This window comes from Salsuginibacillus halophilus, assembly GCF_003014715.1.
Lineage (GTDB): Bacteria > Bacillota > Bacilli > Bacillales > Marinococcaceae > Salsuginibacillus > Salsuginibacillus halophilus.
In genome coordinates this window covers 113,396-137,690 of sequence record NZ_PYAV01000001.1, presented here as the reverse complement: position 1 = coordinate 137,690, position 24,295 = coordinate 113,396, and the positions used below count along the sequence as shown (strand labels likewise).

Genomic DNA, 24,295 nt, shown 5'->3' with positions numbered 1-24,295 from the left:
CACTCTTTCAACCGAACATATGCTGATTTCACCAAGTAAAAAATACCACACAGCGCCTGAAATTGCAACCGCCGACGGTTAAAAGAGCGACAGCTGATTTGAATCCGGAAGCCCTTCTAGACAGCCACTCGTATCGAGTAATTCAAGCACAGTTTTTGTCACTTTTGAGCGCTGCTGCAAGTCTTCTTTTGATAAAAACTCTCCATCTTTGCGCGCTTTCACGATATTCAGTGCCGCATTTGTGCCGACACCGTCGAGGGCGTTAAATGGCGGGATTAATGTGTCACCATCCACGACAAATTCGTTCGCCTCGGACCGGTATAAATCAACGCTTTGAAAACGGTAGCCGCGCTCAACCATCTCAAGTGCAAGCTCTAAGACGGTCACAAGACTTTTTTCTTTCGGTGATGCGTCGAAACCTTTATTTTGGATATCAAGAATTTTTTCGCGTATGGCTGTGCCGCCTTTTTGCATTGTATCCAAGTCAAAGTCATCAGCACGCACGGTAAAGTACGCAGCGTAAAACATGATTGGTTCATGAACTTTAAAATACGCAATCCGAACAGCCATTAAGACGTAAGCTGCCGCGTGGGCTTTCGGGAACATATATTTAATTTTTAAGCAAGATTCAATGTACCAGTCCGGCACACCGTTATTTTTCATCTCTTCAATCCATTCATCTGCAAGACCGCGCCCTTTACGGACATACTCCATAATTTTAAAAGCAAGGGAGTGTTCAACCCCTTTATAGATTAAATACACCATAATGTCATCACGGCAGCCAATCACATCTTTTAATTCACAAATGCCATTGCGAATGAGTTCTTCAGCGTTACCTACCCAAACATCCGCACCGTGGGATAAACCAGAGATCTGCACCAGTTCAGAAAAAGTGCTTGGTTTCGTTTCCTCAAGCATCTGCCGTACAAACCGGGTGCCAAACTCCGGAATCCCGTACGTTCCGGTTTTACATAAAATTTGATCAGGTGTGACTCCGAGTACTTCCGGTCCTTCAAAGATTTTCATCACTTCCGGGTCATCAACCGGAATCTGCTTTGGGTCCATTCCGCTTAAATCCTGCAGCATCCGGATCACTGTTGGATCATCGTGGCCGAGAATATCAAGCTTTAACAAATTATCGTGAATCGAATGGAAGTCAAAATGGGTCGTTTTCCACTCGCTCGTTTTATCATCTGCCGGAAACTGCACCGGACAGAAATCATGAATATCATAATCGTCCGGCACAACGATGATACCTCCCGGATGCTGTCCAGTTGTACGTTTTACACCGGTACAACCACTGACGAGCCGGTCAATTTCAGCACCGCGTAAATGCAGCTCATGATCATCTTGATAGCCGCGGACAAAGCCATAAGCCGTTTTTTCGGCTACTGTTCCAATTGTGCCGGCACGGTAAACATTTTCTTCACCGAAAAGTTCTTTTGTATAGTGGTGAGCAATCGGTTGATACTCACCGGAGAAGTTCAAATCAATATCCGGTACTTTATCACCTTTAAATCCAAGAAACGTTTCAAACGGAATGTCATGACCATCTGCGATCATTGTTGCTTCACATGACGGGCACGCTGCATCCGGCAGGTCATAACCAGAGGCGACACTTCCGTCATCGAAGAATTCATGGTGTTGACACGACGGGCACACGTAGTGCGGTGGAAGCGGGTTCACTTCTGTAATATCCATCATGGTTGCTACAAAAGATGACCCGACAGACCCGCGCGACCCGACAAGATAACCATCACCAAGCGATTTAACAACAAGTTTTTGGGAGATGAGATAAATGACAGAAAACCCGTTGTTAATGATGCTTGTCAATTCGCGTTCAAGCCGTTGTTCAACGATTTCAGGAATCGGATCCCCGTAAATGCTTTTTGCCTTCGTATAACACATGTCCCGGATTTCATCATCTGCCCCTTCAATGTTTGGGGTGTATAAATCGTCTGGGATTGGCTGAATATCTTCTGCTTCTTCAGCGATCTTTCTCGGCGTATCAACCACAACCTGCTTTGCTTGATCTTCACCTAAAAAGTGAAAAGCATCTAGCATCTCTTTTGTCGTACGTAAATGAACAGGCGGCAGTGTCTGTTTATTTAATGGGTTCGCTCCCCCTTGTGAAGCGATTAACACTTTCCGGTAAATGTGATCTTCAGGATGAACGTAATGGGCGTTCCCTGTTGCAGCTACCGGCTTGTTCAACCGCTCTCCAAGCTGAACGAGTTTTAAAGTAATTTCTTCGAGCGCCTCTTCACTCCGGGCAATTTCTTTTTCAACAAGATGCTGATTCACAACCGGCGGCTGCACTTCAATAAAGTCGTAAAACTCGGCGGCTCTTTCCGCCTCTTCTTCTGACTTTTGCAGCATCGCTTCAAAAACTTCCCCTTTTTCACACCCTGAGCCGATGAGCAGACCTTGCCGGTGCTTCACAAGTTCCGAACGCGGAATGCGAGGCGTCCGGTAAAAATAATGAAGGTGCGACATTGTAATCAGCCGGTACAAGTTTTTCAACCCTTCATGTGTCACTGCAAGAATTGTACAATGCGACGGCCGGACCCGGTGGAAATCTCCTTCACCCATACTACTGTTTAAAGAAACATGGGTATGCATGCCCGCAGCCTCTGCATCCTGCACCATCTTCCAGAGGAGGTAGCCGGTAGCTTCAGCATCATAAATGGCCCGGTGGTGACTGACAAGCTCGATATCGAAAGCTTTACATAACGTATTCAGCCGGTGGTTTTTCATTTTTGGGTACAACAGCCGGCCGAGCTCTAACGTATCAACGACCGGATGAGTGGCCTCAGAAAGCTCATAAGCTTTACAAGCTGCATGGATAAAGCCCATATCAAAGCTTGCGTTATGCGCAACTAGAATGGAACCTTCACTGAAATGAAGAAAATCTCGTACAACTTCTTTCGGTTCTGGTGCATCTTTAACCATGTCATCGGTGATCCCGGTTAATTCAATAATTGTGGCGGACAAAGCCTCGTGCGGGTTGGCAAACGATTCAAACCGGTCAATAATTTCTCCGTCTTTTACTTTTACCGCTGCAAGCTCGATGATTGTGTCATAAACCGCAGATAAACCGGTCGTCTCAACGTCAAATACGACAAACGTATCTTCTTTTAACGAACGATCCGCTTCATTGTAGGCGACAGGCACACCGTCATCCACCAAATTCGCTTCTAAGCCGTATAGCATTTTAATGCCGTGTTTTTGAGCAGCGTTGTAAGCTTCCGGAAACGCCTGCGCTACACCGTGGTCAGTGACAGCGACAGCAGGATGCCCCCACTCTGCAGCCTGCTTAACGTAATCACCCACGCCGGCGATCCCGTCCATTTGACTCATGTTTGAGTGCAAGTGCAGTTCCACCCGCGTTTGTTCATCATCTGCTTCATCAACACGATTTTTCGGCGCGATTTCCTGTACGTCATTTGCGATCATGACTAAGTCACGAACAAAGGTATCATTCTGGATACCTCCGCGCACCTTTAACCACATGCCTTTTTTCACAGCTTCAAGCTGCGGCACATCCTCTTTATCCCGTGAGAACATTTTAACAAGGATTGAATCAGTATAATCTGTGATCTTAAACGTAAGCAGCGTCCGGCCGCTCCGCAATTCGCGGGTTTCTGCTTCAAACACATAACCTTGCGCTGTAATGCGCCGCTCTTCATCGACGATTTCCTGCAGCTGCAAAGGTTCATCTTTAATCGGATATCCAATCTCAAGCGGAACGTTTTTTGCTTCTTGACTATCGTTTTCCTGCTGCTTCTGTTTTTCCATCAGCGCTTCGATCATTTTCGAATGATCTTCCTGCTTAATCTGCTCTTGAAACTTTTCTCTTGCTTCTTCGTTTTCATCCTGTACCGTAACCTGCACTTGATGCTTAATGAAACCAAGTGAAGCGAGCACTTCATTTAAAGGCTCCTGCAGCTTCCGGCTGAGCGAGGCTGCTTCTGCCTCGTTCGAGGCATGCACTGTAATCCAACCGTTTGCTGCTTGGGGCACGGTCCCATTCAAACGCTGGCGGGCGTGGGGAGCAAGTCCTTGGAGCCGCCCGGTAATGACCGGCCAGTAACTTGCAATGTGCGTTGAATCAAGTGGTGTTTCATACAGGACGCTTAACGTAACTTCGGCAATCTCACGAAATGTTTCCTGCATGCGCCCTTCTAAAAGTTGAAAGACTTCTGCCGGGACGTACGTCGTCAACCGAAGTGTAAAGTGCCAGCGTTTTTCTTGTTTGTGAATAGTGAGCTTCTCGATCGCTCCTGTTGAAAAATACGCTTTACGCGGTTCTTCCGGCAGCTGTATTTGATCAAGCAGAAGCTGAAATCGCTCCTCACGAATCTCGGTATCTCCCGGCATCGTTGAATCCCTTCCCTTACATGCGGACAGAGAAAGCCACCGCGTATCACGATGGCTCTTCTCCCTCCGGTTTTATCCATTTAAGTTCGCTTCTAAAAAAGCTAACAGCTCGTTTTGATGAATCTCATGAACTGTATCTTCATTTCGGGGCTTAACTTCTACAATACCTTCATCTGATCTTTTTCCGCAGCTGATGCGAACCGGAAGGCCATATAAATCACTGTCGTTAAATTTCACACCCGGGCGTTCTTTCCGGTTATCGTGAAGCACATCATAACCTGCCTCAAGCAGTAGTTTATACAGTGTTTCTCCTAAATCATACTGCGCTTCGTTTTTCGGATTGATTGTGACTAAATGAAGATCAAACGGCGCTGCTTTTTTCGGCCAAATAATTCCGTTTTCATCATGGTGCTGCTCGATAATTGCTGCAAGCAACCGGGTTACGCCGATGCCGTAGCAGCCCATAACAAGCGGTTGGCTCTTTCCATTTTCATCAAGGAAGTTGGCGCCGAGCTTTTCAGAGTATTTCGTACCGAGCTTGAAAACATGACCAACTTCAATACCCTTTGCAAATTGATACGTCCCTTGCCCATCCGGTGCCGGATCTCCTGCCTGCACCAGCCGAATGTCACGATATATGAAGCTGGAGAAATCGCGGTGCGGATCAACATGCTCATAATGGGTGTCAGCTTCATTTGCACCGGTTATGCCGTCTGTCACAGAGCGTACCGCATAATCTGCAATCACTTCAACATGATCACCTACATGAACCGGTCCAATAAATCCAGGCTCCACCCCTAGATGCTTAAGGGTTTCTTCAGCAGTCGCCGTGCGGACGTGCACCGTGTTATACAAGTTGCTCAACTTTACGTCATTAATTTCATGGCCGCCTAGACAAACTGCAAGCACAGGCGTTTCATCAATGATAAACAACACGGACTTAAATAACTTTTCTAGCGGTGCTTGAAAGTGCTCAGCCACATCTTCAATCGTTTTAACCCCTGGTGTAGCCGTCTTTTTAAGTAATGCTTCTGTAGCTTTTGGTGCTTCGTAATGATCTGGAATCGCTGCGATTTCTAAATTCGCAGCATAATTAGAAGCATTCGAGTAGGCGATGGTATCTTCTCCTACGTCGGAGAGTACCATAAACTCGTGGGTATCGGTGCCGCCAATTGCACCAGAATCTGCTTCAACCGCCCGGAAGTCCAGTCCAAGCCGGCGGAAGATGTTTTCATAAGCTTCATACATCCGGTTATAACTTTCATTTAAGCCCGCTTCGTCCTTGTCAAACGAGTACGCGTCTTTCATTGAAAACTCCCGCGAGCGCATAACACCAAAGCGGGGCCGGCGCTCGTCGCGGTATTTCGTCTGGATTTGGTACAACAAGGCCGGCAGTTTTTTATATGAGTTTAACTCATCTTTCACAAGACTAGTGACCACTTCCTCGTGCGTCGGACCGAGCACAAAGTCACGCTCATGACGGTCTTTTAAGCGGATCAGCTCCGGCCCATAATCTTCGTAACGGCCGGACTCCTGCCAAAGTTCAGCCGGTTGTGCCGCCGGCATTAGTACTTCCTGGCCATTTGCTTGATTCATTTCTTCACGAACAACCGTTTCAATCGCGTTTAATACACGTTTTGCAAGCGGCAGATAAGAATAAATCCCAGCTGCGTTTTGTTTAATTAAACCGGCCCGCAGCATCAACTGGTGGCTCGGGATATCCGCCCCTGCCGGAACATCGCGCAGGGTCGGGCTGAATAACCATTGCTGCTTCATCAAATCTCACTCCTTGAATTGCTACATAAATAAGCGGTTAATATCGTTCCATGTGACAGCTAAAACGAGCAGCATTAACAATGCAAACCCGACAAAATGAACAATCCCCTCTTTTTGCGGATCAAGCGGTTTGCCGCGTACAGCTTCAAGAAAGATGAACATTAAGCGACCGCCGTCGAGCGCTGGAAGCGGCAGCAAGTTGACGATACCAAGGTTCACACTAAGCATCGCAGCCCAGCTGATCAAAACGAACGTTCCCATATCAGCCACTTCACCTGTGTAATCATAAATGCCAACAGGGCCGGCGAGATAATCTAGGGAAAACGAGCCGGTCACAATCATACCAAGGACTTCAAATATTAAACTTGATACCATATACACCTGCTCCGCCCCGTACTGTACGGCAAGCAGCGGTGATTGCTCTGTCGCCTGCCCGGCACCGATAAAGCCTTCCTCAACTTCTTCAACTTCGTTAAAGCGGCTGTCGGTATGTACAACCACATCCCGAGTACTTCCATTTTCAGCAATTGTAAACGTGATTTCTTCGTTCGGATGCTGTTGAATTTGCTGGGTCATATCCTGCCATGTAGATACTGATACGCCGTCAACGGCTTCAACTTCATCTCCTGCGCTCAAACCGGCTTCAGCCGCCGGACTGTCATCAAGCGGTTCACCAATGACCGCATCATTCATCGGTACACCTTGAACTAAAGCAAAAATAACAAACAAGATAAAAGCGAGCACAAAGTTCATTGCCGGTCCAGCAAAAATGGCAACTGCCTTTTTCCCTGGTGACTTTGAACCAAACTGTCGATGCCACGGGGCAATTTGTGTTTCTTGTTCGTCTTGAACAATCACCGCCTGTTCATGTACTTGAAACGTTTCAAGCTGTTCCGATTCTTCAGTGTAAGCTTCAATCTTTAATTGGTGTTCAAGGTCAATTCGTTCTACCGAGACGATCTTCGCCTCTGGGTGTTTCGCTTTGTTATTGACGATCATTTTCTCCACAAGACCAGCATTATTCATGATTAAACCAAGTTCAAAGCCGGGCTTGATCGTCACCGTTTCCGGATCTTCACCGGCCATACGAACAAAGCCTCCAAGTGGCAGCATCCGAAAAGTATACACCGTTTCATTACGTTTGAATGAGAACATTTTCGGACCAAAGCCGATCGCAAACTCCCGGCATAAAATCCCTGCCCGTTTTGCAAAGAACAAATGGCCCCACTCATGTACTGCTACCAGCAGGCTGAAAATTAAAATGACCGCTATTAACGTCTGCACGTATCGTTCACCCTCACTTCATTAGTCGATTCACATACGCCCGGGTTTCTTCATCAACTGCTTGAATTGTCGCAAGGTCCGGTGCGGTAATACGCTCATGGCGATTTAATGCAGCTTCAATGGCTTCTTCAATGGCTAAAAACGAAATGCGCCCATCGAGAAACATCGCAACAGCCGCTTCATTTGCTGCATTTAAAACGGTCGGCATTGATCCACCTTCACGTCCGGCATCATACGCAAGCTTTAACGCATGGAATCGATGCTGATCCATTTTTTCAAAGTGCAGTGCACCTGTTTCCCATAAGTTTAACTTTTTCTTTTCCGCAAATTCAAGTCTCTTCGGATAAGTCAGTGCATATTGAATCGGCTGCCGCATATCCGGATGCCCAAGTTCACAAATCATACTGCCATCTTTATATTCGACAAAGGAGTGAACAATGCTTTCACGGTGTAATACGACATCAATCTGGTCATAAGGAATGTCAAACAACCAGTGCGCTTCAATGACTTCCAAACCCTTATTCATCATTGTCGCCGAATCAATCGTAATTTTTGCACCCATCGACCAGTTTGGGTGTTTTAATGCATCTTCAACCGTGACACCTTCTAAATCAGCGCGGGCTTTATCACGAAATGTTCCGCCGGAAGCCGTTAAAATTAAGCGGCTTACATCACTTGCGCTACTGCCTTGTAAACATTGAAAAATGGCAGAATGTTCGCTGTCAACCGGAAGGAGATCTACGTTGTACGTCCGAGCAGCTTCCATGACTAAATGCCCGGCAGTAACGAGCGTTTCTTTATTGGCAATCCCGATCGTTTTCCCGCACTTCATCGCCTCAAGTGTCGGCGCTAAACCGACACTTCCGATCACCGCATTCATCACAAAATCCGCATCAGGCGCTGTACTTACAGCTGTTAACCCTTCAGCTCCCGTGAAAATTTCAGGTGGTTGATCAAGCAGCTGCTTCAGCTTTTCGCGGGTTTTGTCATCAGCAACGCTGATAACTTTTGGTTGAAACTCCGCTACCTGCGCCGCAATTTTTTCGGCGTTTTGACCGGCCGCGAGCGCTTCAATTGTAAAGGACGACGGATGGGCACGTACAACTTCAAGCGTTTGTGTACCGATCGATCCTGTCGAACCTAGCAGTGCAATACGCTTCAACAAAAACCCTCTCTTCTTTCATGAATTTGACAAATCATCAAGTGAACTTAAAAGAACTGAAGCACGTACAATACCGGCATAACAAATAATAAGCTGTCAAACCGGTCTAAAATGCCGCCATGTCCGGGCAGAATACGACCGAAGTCTTTAATATCGTATTGACGCTTCATCGCCGAAGCGACTAAATCGCCGAGCTGGCCAGCCGTTGAGACGACAAGCAAAAAGACAAACAAAACGGCCCAAGATTCAAATACTGTAAACATGAGCTGAAATGTCACACCAACAATAACAGCGAGTACGATCCCGCCGAGAGAACCTTCAATTGTCTTTTTAGGACTGATCGCCGGCCAAAGCTTACGCCGGCCGAATGAGCGACCAGCAAAGTAAGCACCGGTATCTGTCGCCCAAATGGCAAACAAGGCTAGAAATAAAAACAACGCCCCTTCACTCTCACGGGCATGTACAAAAAAGTGGAAACCTGCACCAACGTAAAATGCCCCAAAAATGAGGAGACCGCAGACAGCAAAACTGACGCGGTTTTTCGTTGCCACCGGCACAAGCATCAAAAGCCAGGCAGCTGCGATAAATGCAAGTACACGGCTTTCAAGGCTTAAGCCAAGTGCGTCTGCCCAAGATGGCGGTAAAAATGTAATTAAACTAACAGCTATACCGAGCACACCCGCTGCTGACAACGCAGGCAGCTTCAACATGCGTGCGATTTCGATCGCGCCGGTAATGGTCATCGCCGTGACGAGTGCGGCAAAGATAGAGCCTCCGGCAATGACTGCTGCTATAAAGCCGACAGCACCGATGACGCCTGTAATGATTCGCTGTTTCATGTTCAGCCTCCTATACTCCGCCGTAACGGCGCTTCCGGCTGCTGTAAGCACGGATTGCTTCATCGAGGTGGCCTTCTGTAAAGTCCGGCCACAACACATCAGTAAACCAAAATTCACTGTAGGCTGCCTGCCAGAGCATGAAATTGCTCAACCGTTTTTCACCGCTTGTGCGGATTAATAAATCAGGGGCAGGCACGTGCGTGCTCATAAGCTCAGCCTCTAGCATTTTTTCAGTAATATCTTTTGGTTCAAGCTCGCCGTTTTTCACTCTTTGTGCAAGCGTTTGGGCAGCAGCAGTTAACTCATAATGCGCTCCGTAATTCAACGCAAAGTTTAACACTAAACCATCATTTGTTTTCGTTTCTTCTACAGCCCGCTCCACAGCGCGCTGTGTGTGTGCAGGCAAATCTTCACTTGAGCCCATAATCTTCACACACACATTTTTCTCCTGCAGCTTCGGCAGTTCAGCGTTTAAAAACCGTTCCGGAAGACGGAGGAGGAAATCTACTTCATTTTTTGGACGCTTCCAGTTCTCGGTTGAGAACGCATATAATGTGATATATCCGACCCCGCGGGCTTTTGCCTGCGAAGCAATGCTGTGAATGACTTTCATGCCTTCCCGGTGGCCGGCTACACGTGGCAGTCCTTTCTTTTTCGCCCACCGGCCGTTGCCATCCATAATGATTGCAATATGCGCCGGTACGGTATGTATTTCATCTTCCTCTTCATAATCTTGTTTTTTAAATTTATCCAACATGCGCGGCACCAGCCTCACTAGGAATTTGCGGTGTACACCGAAGCGCGGCACATCCGCTAAAAAAACCCCCTAAAAACAGAGGGTTTTTACTAATTCCATTTTACATTGAAATTGATCAGACTTCCATAATTTCTTGCTCTTTATTTTCAGCAGCTTCGTCAATCACAGCGATGTGCTTATCAGTTAACTTCTGGATTTCATCCTGCGACCGCTTTGAGTCGTCTTCTGTCACTTCGCTGTTCTTTTCCTGCTTTTTAATTTCATCGTTTGCGTCACGACGAACATTACGTACGGCTACCCGGCCGTCTTCTGCATATTTTTTCAAAAGCTTCGTCATCTCTTTGCGACGCTCATCTGTTAATGCAGGAACTGCGATGCGGATCACATCTCCATCGTTGGATGGCGATAGGCCGAGGTCTGCTTTTTGGATCCCTTTTTCGATTTCACCAATCGAGGACTTATCAAACGGTGTAATAATTAACGTACGTGCTTCTGGCACATTAATCGTTGCCAGCTGCTGCAATGGTGTTTCCATACCGTAATATGTGACCATGACCCGATCAAGCATGGATGGATTGGCCCGTCCCGTACGCAACGTTGCCATTTCCCGCTTGGCAGCTTCTACTGCTTTTGCCATTCGCTCATCTGCATTTTGAATTACTTCTTTTGTCGTCATGACCGATTCCCCCTCACAATGGTACCTAAGTCTTCACCTAGGACTGCGCGTTTAATATTGCCTTGTTCCATTAACGAGAATACAAGAAGTGGAATATCATTGTCCATACATAAGGATGAAGCCGTTGAATCCATGACACCTAAACCGTCTTTTAAAACATCAAAATACGACAGTTCATCATATTTTTTTGCATTTGCATCGACAGAAGGATCGGCATCATACACACCATCCACTTTGTTTTTCGCCATTAATATAACGTCAGCTTCAATCTCAGCTGCACGCAGAGCTGCGGTTGTATCTGTTGAAAAATACGGATTGCCTGTCCCTGCAGAAAATAAAACAACCCGCTTTTTTTCTAAATGACGAATCGCTTTGCGCCGGATGTAAGGCTCTGCAACCTGGCGCATTTCAATCGAGGTCTGCACACGTGTTTCCACGTCATTTGACTCAAGGCTGTCCTGCAGCGCAAGGGAGTTCATGACAGTTGCAAGCATCCCCATATAATCTGCCGTTGCCCGGTCCATGCCTTGTGAGCTGCCGGCCATGCCGCGCCAAATGTTACCCCCGCCGACAACGACAGCTACTTCGGTGCCAAGCTCAATGACTTCTTTGATTTGTGAAGCAACAGACTGTAGTACATTTGCATCAATGCCGTAACCTGCTTCGCCGGCTAGAGCTTCGCCACTTAATTTTAAAACCACGCGTTGATATTTCGTCATGAGAACCTCCACGTTTTTAAATCCAATTCAAATTCACGATATATGTTATTATTTGGGCATCACTTACCTGAACCCAGCTTTTGATCAGGTCAATGAACACACACCTGTCCTCTTTTTTCTTCAACGCGAAAATACAGGTATGCTATTGATGCGTCTGCGGTCCGACCGCCTTTGTTTTAAGCATAAAGCCTTTTCGCGCGAAAGTAGGGAACACTTTCGTGTCCCCTACCCGGTTATTAATTATTGACTTGGGACATAACTTCTTCAGCGAAGTTTTCTTCCCGTTTTTCCATGCCTTCGCCGACTTCATAACGGATGAACGTCTTCACTTCAGCACCTTGGCTTTGAGCGAACTCACGTACCGTCTGCTCGGAGTCTTTTACAAACTCCTGATCTAGAAGGCATACTTGTTCAAAGTACTTTTTCAGACGGCCTTCTACCATCTTCTCGACGATATTTTCCGGCTTGCCTTCGTTAAGCGCTTCATTTTTCAATGCTTCACGCTCGTTGTTCACTTCTTCTTCAGGTACTTCATTACGATCAACATATTTCGGGCTGATCGCTGCTGCGTGCATCGCGATATCTTTTGCAGGCGCTTCATCTGTTGTACCTTCAAGCAGTGTCAAAACACCGATTTTACCACCCATATGAAGATATGCACCAAATGCTGCGTTTTCACCTTTTTTCAAGACTTCGAAACGACGGAAGGAGATTTTTTCTCCAATCTTTGCAATCTGGTCGTTAATATACGTTTCAAGCGTTGTGCCGTCTGCCATATTTTGATTGAAAGCATCTTCTACTGTTGCCGGCTCATTTGCAAGCACGTGCTTTGCAATGTCAGAGACGAGCGCTTTAAAGTTTTCGTTTTTCGCAACGAAGTCCGTTTCAGCGTTTACTTCAACAATCGCCGCTTTGTCACCGTCAACTTCAACAGCTGTCAAACCTTCAGCTGCAATACGGTCCGCTTTCTTCTGTGCTTTAGCGATTCCTTTTTCGCGAAGGTAAGTCATTGCAGCTTCCATGTCACCTTCAGTTTCATTCAATGCTTTTTTGCAATCCATCATTCCTGCACCTGTTTTTTCGCGCAGTTCTTTTACCATGCTAGCTGTAATTGCCATAATGGCAGCCTCCTTTAACAAACTTAAGTTTTCCGCAATATGCGGTTGTATGAATATTCATGCGATGAAAAAGGGTGATCAAGGGTCAGCCCCTTCATCACCCTCTGTGGTTCGCGCTATAGATGCACCAGCAATTAGGAAACTGGTGTTTCTTCTGTTTCTTCGCCGCCTTCAGCGTCTTCTTCAGCATTTGCAGAAGTTGCTTCGATCACTGCATCAGCCATTTTTGAAGTTAACAGACGTACCGCGCGGATCGCATCGTCGTTACCAGGGATAACATGATCGATCTCGTCTGGGTCGCAGTTCGTGTCAACAATGCCGATTGTTGGGATCTCAAGCTTCAACGCTTCAGATACAGCAAGGCGCTCTTTGCGAGGATCGATAATAAAGATCGCATCCGGCAGGCCTTTCATGTTCTTAATTCCGCCGAGAAACTTCTCAAGACGTTCCATTTCTTTCTGAAGCAGGATAACTTCTTTTTTCGGTAGTACATCAAATGTACCGTCTTCCTGCATACGCTCCAAATCTTTCAAACGTGCAATCCGCTTTTGGATGGTTTGGAAGTTGGTCAGCGTACCGCCGAGCCAGCGCTGGTTAATGTAGTACATGCCACAACGTTCAGCTTCTTCGCGTACAGAATCTTGTGCCTGCTTTTTTGTGCCGACGAACAAGATTTTCTTGCCTTCGCCTGCAATGTCGCGCACGTAATTGTACGCTTCTTCTACTTTCTTCACCGTCTTTTGCAGATCGATGATGTAGATGCCGTTACGCTCCGTAAAGATGTAGCGGCCCATTTTCGGGTTCCAGCGGCGTGTTTGGTGACCGAAGTGAACCCCTGCTTCTAGCAACTGTTTCATTGAAATAACTGCCATGAATAAATCCTCCTTAAGGTTGTTTCCTCCGCATTTTTCGAACAAACAAAACCGCTATGCGCGGCACCTTTGCCTGCATCCAAATGCGTGTGTTTTTCACACCGTCAGTAATATTAGCACACGTTTGTAAGGTGTGCAAGCCTTTTTAGCAATTACTGGCGGAATTTTAACAGCAGTTCCACTTCGCCCCGGCCCATGTCGAGCTTTCTTGCAATATCTACCGCTTCATAACCTTGTTCCGCAAGCGTATACACGGCGGATTGAGGGCTTTGTTCAAACGCATCAGCCTGCTTCGGTTCTGGCGGATCGACTTCGCGCTCTGTTTCATGGTCAGAAGAAGCAGGCGCTTGATACGTCGCTTGTGCATGTGTTTTTAAAAGCGACTGAAACGATGTCGGAGCCTTTTCCTCACGAGTTTCTGCTTGTTTATGCTCTGTGGTTTGAGGTGGTGCCGGCTGCTTCGTGTATACGGCTTCAGGTTTGACCTCTTTTTGATTTAATTCCTGCAGTAAACGACGGTTGTCATCTTTCATTTCTTCAGTATAAGTCATAAGTACATCTTCAATTTCTCGCTTTGCATCGTCAAAGTCCCGGCCATTTTCAAGCCGCCGGATTTTCTGCAGCAGCAGAACAATCGCCAAAATGCTTCCGACATGCAGCAGAAAACTCGCTACAGCAAACGCTGTCATTTTTACCCCTCCGTGATTTACAGCGGCTCTGTTTTAATCTCCGACTGCTCAAGCCGGAACCGCATATATTCATGCGGCTTATGCACTTTTTTTCGGTACTTGCCGAAGTTTAAAGTCGTATTCGGATAAATCCGGCGGTACACGCGCACTTCGCCTGCTTCTGCATCCGTTTGTGACGCTTTCAGTTCATTTAACCCTTCTTCAGCCAGTTCCTTCTTTTCCTGCATTAACGTTTCTGTACTGCGCACGCGCAGCTTCATAATACGCTCTTTAGACGTTAATTCAACGCCGCTGTCTTCTTTTTGTTTAAACGCTTCATTTAATTTCCGCACATTTTCAAGCTCAGCTTTTGCGTGTTCAAGCGTTTGTTCCATTTCTTCCTGCTTGTTAACAAACTTTTGGCTTTGTCCAAGGTACAGCTCGGTCGGCGTATTCATTTCGTTACCAATATCATTAGCTTCGATTCTGCCAACAGCAGACACATTACCGCCGACAATCATGCCTTTATTCTCTGTGCAGTAAATCGAGCCTGCAGTTTCGACACGGCTGTGTAAAACGGCCTGTTTTACATAAATATCAGCTTCGGCTTCCACATTCCCTTGGTTGATATATGTAGTATGCACCGTGCTCCCGGCAGTCACTTTGCCTTCACCTTGCCCGACAATACCTTCACCGACGACTACTGCACCTTGCGCCTCTAAATAAGCCGCATCTACCGTTCCTTTGACGCGGATATCACCTTTTGCTTTCACTTCAAAGCCAGCAGGCACACTTCCATGGATCGTTACATTACCTACAAAATCAATATTACCTGTTTTTAAGTCCAGGTCCCCTTGAACTTCATACACCGGATATACATGAATCTGCTTTGTATCAGCACTCACCTGCCCGTCAACGACCGCATACAATTCAAGCTCATCATCAGTCAGGCGCGTGTTTTTGCCGGCGCGCAGTTTGAAATCACGCCCGAACTTACCTTCAACCGGCTCACCATAAACGTCAGTCCCGTCTTCACCTTTTGTTGCCGGCACTTTCCACCCAACTTTTTCCCCTTGTTTCACCATGGGAATTTCCAACACTTTTTTTAAATCAACGCGCGACGTATCCTCAGGTGCGTTATCATCCTGCTGCTGTAAACTGGCGATTTCAAGGTATGCATCCCGGCCTTCGCCCGGGGCTTGTCCGGCTGCAAGTTGGACCGGAAACTTCGCTTCTTCAGGTGCTTCTGCAATATCCCGGAGCACCCCCTCTTGAACACCAAAGGCAAGGCCGTTCTCCTCTTGTACAAACTTTGTTAAATCCTCCATATTCGGCAAAGTTTCTTCATCAAATGGCTTCATTTGCTGCAATTCTGCAGCAAGCCGGTCAGCGGAAACTTTGACACGCAAAAAATTGCTGAGCTCCATAGCGGAACACCACCTATCCTCTGCTTAAAATGAAAATTACGACGATTCGCTCTGGACTTGGCGATTTAACGCCTGTCGTAACCGAAAGAGCGCTTTTGAATGGATTTGGGATATTCGTGATGTTGATAAGTCCAGGACGTGACCAATTTCAGTTAAAGTAAGTTCTTCATAGTAAAATAGACTAATAACGAGTTTTTCTTTTTCGTTCAATTTTTCAATGTGACCGGCAAGTTCTGTCCACTCGGCTTCTCGAAGCAGCTCTTCATCCGGCTGCAGCGCTTTGTGGTCTTGAAGAGACGACTTGTAGCTTTCATCGCGATCAGATTCCGGCGCCTCTTCATCAATAGAAAGAAGATTTGCAACAAATGCTTCAGCACTAACTTTGGCAACGTCATCAGCGCTCATCCCAAGGTGTGCGCCAATTTCCTCCTCGTAAGGATGACGTCCGAGCTGCTGTTCAAGCTGTTCAGAAGCTTCATCAATTTTTTTTGCCTTTTCCCGGAGCGAGCGGGGCATCCAGTCCTCGCGGCGCAGACCATCAATGATTGCCCCCCGTACACGAAAGGATGCATACGTATCAAACTTTAGTTCACGGCTCGTTTCAAACTTTTCCAAGGCATCGTACAAACCGACCATCCCGTGGCTGATCAAATCTTCTTTATCGACGTTTTTCGGAAGCCCGACAGAGATACGCTGCGCATGATAATGCACAAGCGGGAGGTAGGCTGCAATGATTTCATTCGCCGCCTCAACCGACTTTTCCTTCGTCCAGGCTGCCCAGGATTCATCGAGGTTCTCCCTTGTGGCACGCTGCATGATATCTCCTCTCTTATTCGTTAATTAACTGCTTCACAAAGCGGGCGGTTTCTTCACCGTCGACGGTGTCGTCTTCTGCCTCATTTGTGGAAGGAGCTTCAGTTTCTTCTGCTGCAGCAGTTTCTGCAGCAGCATCGTTGTCCGTATCAGCCTCTTCTGGAAAACTTTGTTCCCTGCGTAAAGCTTCAAAGGCTTTACGAAAGATAAAGGCGAGCATAAAATAAAGTGCCATCGTCACTAAAGCCCGCATAAACGCACGCTCCGGCGGCACCGCTGTTAAAGCGAGCAGATAAACAATGACGAGCCCGCAAGCTGCTGCAAGCGCATTTGTACGCCATGTTCCAGCCATTAAATCACCGCTTCTCCTTGATTTACCGTGCGGATCTTTAAACCGTTCTCCCCAATATAAAACTCAATGGTACGACCGCTGCTTCCACCGGTGTCTTCTGCTGTAACTTCAATCCCGCGGGACTTCAATTCATGTTTAACAGCTTCCACATTGCGCGGACCTACTTTCATTGTATTGGAATTTGAGGAAAACTTAAACATTTCTGCACCGCCGGCAATTTTTGCTTTTAACTGCTTTTCTTTCATCCCGCTTCCTTTTAAAAGCTCAATTAAATCTTCAATTGCTGTATCTGCGTATTTTGCACGGTTAATTGCCTTCTCCCGCGCCATTGAAGAGTCCGGGAGCATCACGTGTGCCATGCCAGCTGTTTTTGCTCCTGCCATGTACAAAACAATCCCGACACACGAACCAAGACCAGACGTGCGGAGCACTTGAGGAATGGTTGCAATACTTAATTCGGCCATCCCGACTTTAACAATTTCATTTGCTGCAGTTTCACTCATGAAAGCCAACTCCCAGTGACGTAAAAATCGTTGAAAACGAATCAGGGTCCGGCAGTAAGAAAAACTGCCCGCGCGATTTCGTTTCGGTGCCATGCTCATAAATGACTGTATCAATAATTAAAGCGTGGTCGCTGGCTAAAGAAAGCTCAAACAGTCCTTCTTCTACGACCGCTCCTGCCATATCAACAGCAAGTGACGGTGGAGAGGGCTGAAGATTCAGCCGGGTGAAGTCAGCAAGCGCTGATAAATAACTGCCGGACAAAATGTTGCCTAATTCCTGCAGTGCCGAACTACCAAGCTCTGAATCAACGGTTAAATGCTCCATACCGGTCATTGAAGCAACGAGTGGTGCAGCGTCTTCTTCAGGAACGATAAAAAACATGCTGCCAGGTGCATCTCCGAGAATCCGAAGAAATGTTGCTGCAACAATTTGTTCTGCACCCCCGGCAGCTTCTGGAATTTCTTGAAACTTGATCGGCCGCACCGAAGGTACTGTCATCTCGATCTGCTGCGCTAAAAGTTGCGAGAGTGATGTAGCTGCATTACCGGCGCCGATGTTGCCAATTTCTTTTAAAACATCAAGATGATGATCGCTGATTTCTTCAATAATATCCATGACGTTCCACCCTGTTTTTTTGTGTCTCACTTACCATTTATTATTCTACTTCGATTGTACCATGACGAAGGCTAGAAGTAAGCCTATTTATGAAATCAATGGCGGGACTGTGAAACGGCTTGCACAATACTTGCGGCAATATGTTCAACCGGAAGTTGTTCATCAGCCCCGACCCGCTCAACCGCTGCTTTTGGCATCCCGTAAACGACTGCGGTCGACGGGTGTTCAGCGATCACATAACATTTACAACGCTCTTTTAACTTTTGCAGACCGCGGCTTCCGTCATAACCCATGCCGGTCATAACGACAGAGGTATGTTGATAAGACGTCAACAAGCTGGCACCTTCAAGCATATAATCTGCCGAAGGACGATGACCGCCGACTGGGGCATCTTTTGTTAACTTTAAGATCACATTCCCACCTTGTTCTGTAAATGTGATATGACGATCTCCCGGCACAATATAGGCCGTCCCCTTTTGCGCCGGTTCACCGTCTTCAGCTTCTTTAACTGTAAGTTCTGTTAACGTATCGAGCCTTTCGGCGAGCGACTTTGTAAACCTCGGCGGCATATGCTGCACAATAACAATCGGTGCCTCTAAACTGCCGGGTAAACCTTTCAGCACTGTCTGCAGCGCCCGCGGGCCACCGGTTGATGTGCTGATCGTTACAAATGAGGGTTGAGCACTGCCAAGACTTTCCGGTTTAGGGGCAGGAGGGGGTACAACCTCAGGTTTCGCTGTTTTTTTACTGATCCGGCTGACTGAGGCCGCTCGAATTTTATGAATCAACTCATCTTTCACTTTGGCTAAATCAAGTGAAATCGAGCCTGAAGGTTTAGCAACAACATCTACAGCACCGTATTCAAGGGCGCGAATCGTGTGATGTGTACCTTCAAGTGTTGTGCTACTAAGCATAACGACCGGCAGCGGCTGCTTCGTCATCACTTGCTGCAGTGTTTCAAATCCATCCATGACCGGCATTTCTACATCAAGCGTCATCACATCAAACTGGGTGTCGGCAGCTTTTTTTAACGCATCTTCGCCGTTACGCGCGGTAGCACTCACTTCCATATCCGGTGCCTGCGCTATAAAATCGCTGATCAACTTGCGCATGAAGGCAGAATCATCAACAACAAGCACTTGAATCACGAGGATACATCTCCTTTCGGTTTCAACCACGTTCGGAGCTTGCTGACAAACGAAGCAGGTGCGTTCTTATTTGAGGCTTTTCCTGCAAAAGCAGCTGCCATATTTATAACGGCGCGGCTTGCTTTTGATTTTGGGTTATGAAGCACAAATGGTTTTTGGCTCCGAACCGCTTTCATAACCGCTTGATCTTCTGGAATCACCGCAGCTTTGGCAAGCGTCCGGGATAAAAAGCGTTCAGCAACGGTTTTGACGTTCTCGGCCGTTTGATCCCCTTCGCGTTCTGTCTGTGCCCGGTTAACGACTAAACTGCATGGAAGGTCAGCATTTTCTAAGTGCATCCACTTAAACATGCCATATGCGTCTGTAATCGCTGTCGGCTCCGGGGTTGTGACAAGTAATACCTCATCTGCTGCTAAAATAAACTGCATCGTATCTGCCGTTGCGCCTGCGCCCATATCGAACAAAATGATATCTACGTGGGCGGTCAATGCTTCTAGTTGTTCAAGGAAACGATCACGTTTTGCTTCATTCATTGAAAACATTTCGGAAAGCCCGCTGCCACCGGCAATAAACTGCAGACCTTGCGGGCCGGTTTCAATAATATCCCAGATCGTTAGTTGATTTTCAACCATATCAACGATGCTGTGACGCGGGGTTTCACCAAGCAGAATATCAACATTTGCCATACCGATATCTAAATCAAAGACGACAACTTTTTTGTTCAGTTCGGCAAGAGAAAGTGCGAAATTGACCGTCACGTTACTTTTACCGACACCGCCTTTTCCACTTACGACCGAGATGACCCGGGCATCACCGGCACCGCGCTGCTCGGCCTCCATCCGTTTTCGAAGGCTGTTCGCTTGATCATTCATGATGTTCATCCTTATTCAACAATTTTGCAACCGCCTCAGCATCTGCTTCAAATATATCATCCGGTACATTCTGCCCATTTGTGAAATAAGCAGGGCCGGCTTGATATGTGGCAAGAAAGTTCCATACCGCACCGTAACTTTCTGTTTCATCAAGCTTTGTAAATATCAACTTATCAATTGAGATCAGCTGAAACTGTTCGTAAATCCGTTTCATATCTTGATACTTTGAAGTTAAAGCTAAAACGAGGTACGTTACCATCTCTGTTTCAAAATCCATCACACGCTTAAGCTCATCAACATAGAGCGGATTTGTGAAATTCCGGCCTGCTGAATCGACAAGCACTAAATCGTAATCCGCATACGCTTCTTTTGCTTCACGAAAGTCGTCAATGGAGTAAGCAACAGATAACGGTACATTTAAAATTCGTGCGTACGTTTTTAATTGATCCACAGCGGCAATCCGGTACGTATCTGTTGTAATTAAAGCAACGGAATACTGCTTTTTTAACTGAAAATACGCTGCCATTTTTGCTACTGTTGTCGTCTTTCCAACCCCGGTTGGTCCAACAACGTTAACGAAGCGCCGGTTTTTTGGAAGGCCGCCGAGCGGGGCTTGCCCGGCAAGCGAACGGCCGTAATCACTTAACCAGCGCTCAATTGCAGAAGCATCCGCCTCTTGTGCAGCCTGCCAGTTTTCAAGCAAGTGCCGGGTAATATCAAGACGCAGTGTTTCATCAACTTCGTGGTTTTCAAGACGTTGTTTTAACTGCTCAAGTTCTTCGGGTAAATCTGAATTTTCATTTGAAATTGAGCGCACCATTTTTTTTAACTGCTTAACTTCTTCGTAAAGCCCCTCGTGCTGCTCATCTTTTGACGTTTTATGAGCTTCACCTTCAGCCGGTGCATTGGAAAAGGTCTGCTGCGGAGCAGGCGGAGTGCTTAAAGGAGCGGCCGGAGGAGGCTGCTCCTTTCGCTCAGCTTGATTTGCAGCTGGATCTACTGCTGCAATAACTTCGATCATTTTCTTTTTAAACATCCCGAGAAACCCGCCGTTTTCGACACGTTTTGAGTTTAAAATAACCGCATCGTCACCAAGTTCTTCGCGCACTTTTTTCATTGCTTCCGGCATTGTTTTTGCTGTGAACTTTTTTACCTTCATGCTACGCTCACCACCCCTACACTCTGAACTTCAATTGTCGGCTCTAATTCATTGTAGGAGAGCACCGGCACTTGCGGGAAGTGGCGCTCTACCAGCTGGCGGACATGCATGCGCACCGCCGGTGAACAAAGAACGATTGGGGTGGCCCCCATCTCCGAGAGCCGCTCGGCTTCTTTTGCGATCGATTCGACAATTTTTTGTGATTCCTGCGGATTAAGCGCAAGAAATTGGCCGTGCTCTGTCTGCTGCACATGTTCGGAGATTTTTTTCTCTGTCTCTCCGCCGAGCGTTACAACATAAAGCGTTTCACCGTTTGGCGCATACTGCTTTGTAATTTGACGTGAAAGCGCCTGGCGTACGTACTCTGTAACAAGCTCCATATCCCGGGTCATCGGGGCGTAGGCTGCTAACGTTTCAAAAATGGTCGGCAAGTTGCGGATGGAGACTTTTTCTTTTAACAACTTCCCGAGCACTTTTTGTATTTCACCAAGGTTTACCGGGTTCGGCGTTACCTCTTCAACGAGTGTCGGGTACGTTTCTTTCAAATTATCAACGAGCTGTTTCGTTTCTTCACGCCCGAGCAGCTCGTGGGCGTGACCTTTCACAACTTCAGTTAAATGCGTTGAAACTACCGACGGCGGATCAACGACAGTATAACCTGAAAGCTCCGCCTGTTCTTTCATATCTTCACCAATCCAAAGCGCCGGAAGTCCAAAAGCAGGCTCAGTCGTTTCAATCCCGGTGATGCTTTCATCTTCAACCCCGGGGCTCATCGCCATGTAATGGTCAAGCAGCAATTCACCTTTGGCAACTTCGCCGCCTTTAATTTTAATTGTATATTCGTTTGGCTGCAGCTGAATGTTATCGCGAATGCGAATGACCGGCACAATCATACCAAGCTCTAACGCAAGCTGACGGCGGATCATCACAACCCGGTCTAATAAATCTCCGCCTTGATTCGCATCTGCAAGCGGAATTAAGCCGTAGCCAAACTCAAATTCGATCGGGTCGACATTTAAAAGGCTGACAACATTTTCCGGAGATTTCATATCATCTTCTTCGGCTGCTTCTTCCGCAGGTGCCTCTGTTTCAGTTTTATCAGCTGCCGGCTCGCTCCGGTCAAGTAAATACCCGGATACGCCAAGAATCGCTGCGATCACACCTGTTAAAACTATATTAATCGGCGTAAACACCCCGAGCATTAAAATGGTTCCGCCGGCGACATACAACAGTTTCGGATACCTTAGAAGCTCACGTGATACGTCCTGTCCAAGATTTCCTTCTGAATTGGCTCTAGTGACAACAATACCTGTTGCTGTAGCTACAAGAAGCGCCGGAATCTGACTGACAAGCCCGTCTCCAACCGTGAGCAGGGTATACGTTTCTGCAGCGGTGGCAAGGTCCATGCCGTGCTGCATCATGCCGATCACAAGGCCGAAAATAATATTAATAATGACAATCACAATCCCGGCGATCGCATCCCCTTTGACAAACTTACTCGCCCCGTCCATGGAGCCGTAAAAGTCAGCCTCCTGCTCAATTTTTTCCCGGCGTTCTTTTGCTTCCTGTTCAGAAATCATTCCGGCATTTAAATCGGCATCAATGCTCATCTGCTTACCCGGCATCGCATCCAAGGTAAAACGAGCGCCTACTTCAGACACACGTTCAGCACCTTTAACGATGACGACAAACTGAATGATGACAAGAATTAAGAAGACGACAAAGCCGACGAGTGGATTGCCGCCGATCACAAATGAACCGAACGTATCAATAACGTTACCTGCCTCAGCATTTCCGAGAATAGAACGCGTCGTAGAAACGTTCAAACCAAGCCTGAACAATGTCACTAACAAAAGGAGCGTTGGAAAAATTGAAAACTCCAAAGCTTCTTTTGTGTTCATTGCCACAAGAATGATAATGAGCGCAAGCGTTATATTTGTAATGATTAAGATATCGAGTATTTGTGTCGGAAGCGGGATAATCAGCATGATGACGATCATAATCACACCGAGTAAAACCGACAGATCTCTTAATCCCATGATTGAAAACTCCTCTGTTGATTTAGCCGGCTTACGTCACATTTTTCTGCAGCCGGTAGACGTAGGCAAGCAGCTCTGCTACTGCTTTAAACATATCTTCAGGTATTTCGTCACCGATGTCTGCCTGTTCATATAAACCGCGGGCGAGCGGCTTATCTTCAACCGTAATCACTTCGTGACGCTTTGCCCGCTGCTTAATACGCAGGGCAACGTGATCTGCCCCTTTTGCTGTAATTACAGGCGCATCCATGTTTGCTTCATCATACTTCAGCGCCACGGCAAAGTGGGTCGGGTTGGTTACGACGACATCTGCTTTTGGGACTTCCTGCATCATCCGCTGGGTCGCCATTTCCTGCTGCTTCTGCCGGCGCTTCGACTTAATTTTCGGGTCACCCTCGGATTTCTTATGTTCATCTTTGACGTCCTGCTTACTCATTTTAATCTGCTTTTCGTGATCATGTTTTTGATAAACGTAATCGGGAATAGCAAGCAGAAGGAGTAAAAAAGCAACCGCTACACCGATGAGCCCCGTAACATAAGCAACCTCCATAAATCCTTCAGTGACACTTTTTCGTGACAGCTTTAATAAATCGTCTGCATGCATCCATATAATTGTAAAGCTCACAACCGTTACAAGGATGATTTTTGTAAAAGATTTGGCAAGCTCAACTAAAGCCCGGGCCGAAAAAATTCGCTTCAAGCCTTTAATCGGGTTTAACTTGCTGAATTTCGGTTTAATTGCTTCCGGGGCAAACATGACCCCAACCTGGACCATGTTTCCCATAACGCCGCCTGCAACAGCAATCAGCATAATTGGGGCGATCACAAGGGCTGTTTCAACCGCAAGTTCCTGAAAGATGGCAGGCAGTGTCTGGGCGGTAATCTCCCAGCGCATATACTCTGAAAAAACGTGTTCTGCCATCGTGAACATGTATTCACCAACAACTGCAGAATATAAAAACATAAATAAAAAGACGAGAAGAAGAATCATTGACGTATTGACGTCATTACTTTTGGCGACCTGCCCTTTTTTCTTCGTATCATCACGTTTTTTTGGTGACGCTTTTTCAGTTTTCTCCTGGTTGAAAAATTGTAAATCGAGCTTCATATACATG

21 protein-coding genes are annotated in these 24,295 nt (G+C 46.8%); all 21 read right to left on the bottom strand.

From position 1 onward, the window contains the following. Positions 1-78 precede the first annotated feature (78 nt). Complete coding sequence (locus B0H94_RS00685; RefSeq protein ID WP_106587307.1) at positions 79-4,380, bottom strand: PolC-type DNA polymerase III; 4,302 nt, start codon at positions 4,378-4,380, stop codon at positions 79-81. 72 nt (positions 4,381-4,452) lie between these two features. Continuing rightward, a complete protein-coding gene (locus tag B0H94_RS00680; protein WP_106587306.1) occupies positions 4,453-6,156 on the bottom strand; it encodes a proline--tRNA ligase in 1,704 nt (567 codons plus the stop codon). 21 nt (positions 6,157-6,177) lie between these two features. Next, positions 6,178-7,440 carry an RIP metalloprotease RseP gene (gene rseP, locus B0H94_RS00675; protein ID WP_106587305.1) on the bottom strand — a complete coding sequence of 421 codons (1,263 nt, stop codon included), beginning with the start codon at positions 7,438-7,440 and terminating at the stop codon, positions 6,178-6,180. A gap of 13 nt (positions 7,441-7,453) precedes the next feature. Continuing rightward, the gene (locus B0H94_RS00670; protein ID WP_106587304.1) at positions 7,454-8,602 is read right to left on the bottom strand and encodes a 1-deoxy-D-xylulose-5-phosphate reductoisomerase; all 1,149 of its coding nucleotides are present in this window, start codon (positions 8,600-8,602) and stop codon (positions 7,454-7,456) included. Positions 8,603-8,649: 47 nt separating this feature from the next. Then, positions 8,650-9,441 carry a phosphatidate cytidylyltransferase gene (locus tag B0H94_RS00665; protein ID WP_106587303.1) on the bottom strand — a complete coding sequence of 264 codons (792 nt, stop codon included), beginning with the start codon at positions 9,439-9,441 and terminating at the stop codon, positions 8,650-8,652. A 10-nt stretch (positions 9,442-9,451) separates the two neighbouring features. After that, a complete protein-coding gene (gene uppS / locus B0H94_RS00660) occupies positions 9,452-10,198 on the bottom strand; it encodes an undecaprenyl pyrophosphate synthase (RefSeq protein ID WP_106587302.1) in 747 nt (248 codons plus the stop codon). A gap of 115 nt (positions 10,199-10,313) precedes the next feature. Continuing rightward, complete coding sequence (gene frr, locus B0H94_RS00655; RefSeq protein WP_106587301.1) at positions 10,314-10,874, bottom strand: ribosome recycling factor; 561 nt, start codon at positions 10,872-10,874, stop codon at positions 10,314-10,316. After that, positions 10,871-11,593 (bottom strand): UMP kinase, encoded by a 723-nt coding sequence (gene pyrH, locus B0H94_RS00650; RefSeq protein WP_106587300.1) that lies wholly within the window; start codon positions 11,591-11,593, stop codon positions 10,871-10,873. Before pyrH ends, frr begins: the two co-directional genes overlap by 4 nt. A 236-nt stretch (positions 11,594-11,829) precedes the next feature. After that, on the bottom strand, positions 11,830-12,711 hold the full coding sequence (gene tsf / locus B0H94_RS00645) for a translation elongation factor Ts (protein WP_106587299.1): 882 nt from the start codon (positions 12,709-12,711) through the stop codon (positions 11,830-11,832). Positions 12,712-12,845: 134 nt separating this feature from the next. Further along, positions 12,846-13,583 (bottom strand): 30S ribosomal protein S2, encoded by a 738-nt coding sequence (gene rpsB, locus B0H94_RS00640; protein ID WP_106587298.1) that lies wholly within the window; start codon positions 13,581-13,583, stop codon positions 12,846-12,848. A 152-nt stretch (positions 13,584-13,735) separates the two neighbouring features. Further along, entirely contained in the window at positions 13,736-14,272 is a 537-nt protein-coding gene (locus tag B0H94_RS00635) for a DUF6115 domain-containing protein (protein ID WP_106587297.1), read from the bottom strand. A gap of 17 nt (positions 14,273-14,289) precedes the next feature. Beyond that, positions 14,290-15,678 (bottom strand): flagellar assembly protein A, encoded by a 1,389-nt coding sequence (locus B0H94_RS00630; RefSeq protein ID WP_106587296.1) that lies wholly within the window; start codon positions 15,676-15,678, stop codon positions 14,290-14,292. Positions 15,679-15,714: 36 nt separating this feature from the next. Then, positions 15,715-16,494 carry a FliA/WhiG family RNA polymerase sigma factor gene (locus B0H94_RS00625; RefSeq protein ID WP_106587295.1) on the bottom strand — a complete coding sequence of 260 codons (780 nt, stop codon included), beginning with the start codon at positions 16,492-16,494 and terminating at the stop codon, positions 15,715-15,717. Positions 16,495-16,507: 13 nt separating this feature from the next. Beyond that, complete coding sequence (locus B0H94_RS00620; RefSeq protein ID WP_106587294.1) at positions 16,508-16,843, bottom strand: hypothetical protein; 336 nt, start codon at positions 16,841-16,843, stop codon at positions 16,508-16,510. After that, positions 16,843-17,346, bottom strand: a complete 504-nt coding sequence (locus tag B0H94_RS00615; protein ID WP_106587293.1) for a chemotaxis protein CheD — start codon at positions 17,344-17,346, stop codon at positions 16,843-16,845. The genes B0H94_RS00620 and B0H94_RS00615 overlap by 1 nt, the downstream gene beginning before the upstream one ends. Next, a complete protein-coding gene (locus B0H94_RS00610) occupies positions 17,339-17,962 on the bottom strand; it encodes a chemotaxis protein CheC (RefSeq protein ID WP_106587292.1) in 624 nt (207 codons plus the stop codon). Before B0H94_RS00610 ends, B0H94_RS00615 begins: the two co-directional genes overlap by 8 nt. 95 nt (positions 17,963-18,057) lie before the next feature. Next, entirely contained in the window at positions 18,058-19,116 is a 1,059-nt protein-coding gene (locus tag B0H94_RS00605) for a protein-glutamate methylesterase/protein-glutamine glutaminase (protein ID WP_106587448.1), read from the bottom strand. Further along, positions 19,107-19,982, bottom strand: coding sequence for a MinD/ParA family protein (locus B0H94_RS00600; RefSeq protein WP_106587291.1), 876 nt, complete (start codon positions 19,980-19,982; stop codon positions 19,107-19,109). Before B0H94_RS00600 ends, B0H94_RS00605 begins: the two co-directional genes overlap by 10 nt. Further along, positions 19,975-21,141: a flagellar biosynthesis GTPase FlhF gene (gene flhF / locus B0H94_RS00595; protein ID WP_106587290.1), complete on the bottom strand. Its 1,167-nt coding sequence runs from the start codon at positions 21,139-21,141 to the stop codon at positions 19,975-19,977. Before flhF ends, B0H94_RS00600 begins: the two co-directional genes overlap by 8 nt. After that, the gene (gene flhA, locus B0H94_RS00590) at positions 21,138-23,180 is read right to left on the bottom strand and encodes a flagellar biosynthesis protein FlhA (RefSeq protein WP_106587289.1); all 2,043 of its coding nucleotides are present in this window, start codon (positions 23,178-23,180) and stop codon (positions 21,138-21,140) included. Before flhA ends, flhF begins: the two co-directional genes overlap by 4 nt. A 31-nt stretch (positions 23,181-23,211) precedes the next feature. Beyond that, positions 23,212-24,294, bottom strand: a complete 1,083-nt coding sequence (gene flhB / locus B0H94_RS00585) for a flagellar biosynthesis protein FlhB (protein WP_106587288.1) — start codon at positions 24,292-24,294, stop codon at positions 23,212-23,214. Between the last annotated feature and the right edge of the window lies 1 nt (position 24,295).